Source organism: Treponema sp. R6D11 (assembly GCF_054786075.1).
Genome location: NZ_BDHD01000245.1, coordinates 1 through 2,180, shown reverse-complemented (window position 1 = coordinate 2,180; position 2,180 = coordinate 1). Strand labels below are relative to the sequence as shown.

The 2,180-nt window shown below is 49.8% G+C and carries 1 protein-coding gene and 2 pseudogenes; 1 reads left to right on the top strand and 2 read right to left on the bottom strand.

All coding sequences use genetic code 11. The features are described 5' to 3' along the window. Positions 1–203 precede the first annotated feature (203 nt). A complete protein-coding gene (locus tag ACYVTD_RS11820) occupies positions 204–596 on the bottom strand; it encodes an acyl-CoA thioesterase (protein WP_461247967.1) in 393 nt (130 codons plus the stop codon). Between the two features lie 2 nt (positions 597–598). Further along, positions 599–1,477, bottom strand: a pseudogene (locus tag ACYVTD_RS11815) (amino acid--tRNA ligase-related protein); the annotation flags it as partial. Positions 1,478–1,483: 6 nt separating this feature from the next. On the opposite strand from ACYVTD_RS11815, the pseudogene ACYVTD_RS11810 reads away from it, so the two are divergent. Next, a pseudogene (locus tag ACYVTD_RS11810) lies at positions 1,484–2,180 on the top strand (amino acid--tRNA ligase-related protein); the annotation flags it as partial.

Genomic DNA, 2,180 nt, shown 5'->3' with positions numbered 1-2,180 from the left:
ATGCCGCATAGCGAGAGCACCAATAAATGCCGCTATTAAAATAAAAGCAAGGCAGCCTTTAGGTTGCCGACAGTGCGAAAAGGGGTTCTTGTTCGTAATCTTATCGTGAAGCTCACGATCAACTTTCGGACAAAAACCTCTAATTCCCCTTTGTGTGCTTTTCCCCCTTTGTGTCCTTTGTGAGAGTTCTTGCGGAATAATTCTTAATTAATCATATGCTCCGATAATTTCTTCTTTATATCGTCAGGTAAGGGAGTCGACTGGCCGTTTACAAAGTAGACTACCACGCAGTTTCCTTTCGTGCAACGTTGCCCGTCCTGCCACGCTTCGTGGTATACGGTAAACGATTTTGTGCCTATTTTGGAAATCCATGTTTTAATCTCAACTTCGCTCTTGAAAAATATCTGTTTTTCGTAATCAAAATCATTGTGCGCCATGATGAGAGGGAAAGAGTTTTTGTCAAAAATAAGATCGGGGACGAAAATTTGCATGATGGGCCTTCTGGCAAGTTCAAACCATGCGGGAAGCGCCGTGTTGTTAACGTGCCCTAGGGCGTCTATGTCGCCGAATCTGGGGGTAACTTTTATCGAAAACATAATTATTCGTGTTCGAGTCTTAAGGTTACCGTAGGCGCGTCGCAGACTTCAGGCGGGCCGAAATACTGGATTGAACCTGGGAACAGGTAGCTTGTTTTTACAGCCCACTCGTCGCGTTTTGCCGCAAACGCCTTAAAGGGCTTGCCGTCCAGATGGACGAGGGCTTTTTTTATGACCGGCTTTTGCGTGCCGTGGCGGTGTTCAATGTTCATCATCATCGTGAGGGGAACGCCGCCTGCCACCCATGTGTCGGCGGGGGCGGTAAGGTTTTTCACGCTGGAAAGGTAGCCGGTAAGTCCCGACGCGATAAGGACGAACGCGCTGTAGCCTAGGCTGTAGCAGTAATCTGAATCGAAGTTGGAAGGGAAGGCGATAACGTCTTTTAGCGAGGTGTGGCCGGCCATGATCATGACAAGGCGGTCTAGGCCGGGGGCGATTCCGCCGTGGGGGGGAGCGCCGTACTTGAACGCTTCAGTTAAAAAACCGAACTTTTTTTCCGCCTGCGCGGGGTCTATGCCCACTATCTTAAACACGCGCTTTTGCATCTCGGGGTCGTGGATACGGATAGAGCCTGACGCAAGCTCGTAGCCGTTAAGGACTAGGTCGTAAAGGTCGCCTTTAACGGAGCCGGGATCGCTTTCCATCGTATTGTGGTATTTGTCCTGCGGCCATGTAAAAAGGTGGTGCGCCGCCTCCCACTTATTGTTTTCTTCGTCGTATTCAAACATGGGAAAGTCCACTATCCATGCGAATTCAAAACTGTCCGGCGAGTAAAGGTTAAGGTCGCGGCCTAGTTTTGAACGCACCGCACCGAGCGCGGTGTTGGCGACGGTTCTTTTCGGATCGGCGACAATTAATATAAGGTCGCGGCCTAGTTTTGAACGCACCGCACCGCCGCGATGCAGAAGTCGATAAGAATGAGGAGCGAGACCGCTTTTGCCGTCCGCGAATGGATGACTTCCAACGGCTTCTACGAGATAGAGACTCCCACCTTTATAAAATCAACGCCCGAGGGGGCAAGGGACTATCTTGTCCCTTCAAGACTGTACCCCGGCAAATTTTACGCGCTTCCCCAGTCGCCCCAGCTTTACAAGCAAATTTTAATGGTGGCAGGTTTTGACAAATATTTTCAAATAGCCCGCTGTTACCGCGACGAAGATTCAAGGGGCGACAGACAGCCCGAGTTCACCCAGATTGACATTGAAATGTCGTTCGTAAGCAGGGACGACGTGCTATCGGTTACCGAAGGGCTTATGGGGCACGTCTTTAAAAAAGTTTTGGGAAAAGACATACCGAAAAAATTTACAAGGCTTTCATGGGAAGACGCGATGGAAACTTACGGAAGCGACAAACCGGATCTCCGCTTTGACATGAAACTAGATGATTTTGGCCAGTTTGCCAGGCAAAGTGATTTTCAGGCGTTTAAGGACGCGATTGCGCAAGGCGGGGCGGTAAAAGCGCTTGTTGTAAAAGGCGCGTCTTCCTTTTCGCGCAAACAAATTGAAGAATTGGAAAACCACGCCAAAATTTACAAGGCGCGCGGTCTTGCGTGGATGAAGGTAGCGGCGGGCGGCTCTTTAGAAG

What these genes read in the sequence shown, in the direction of transcription:
- ACYVTD_RS11820 (WP_461247967.1), bottom strand. Translation starts at nt 596, where the DNA reads ATGTTTTCGATAAAAGTTACCCCCAGATTCGGCGACATAGACGCCCTA.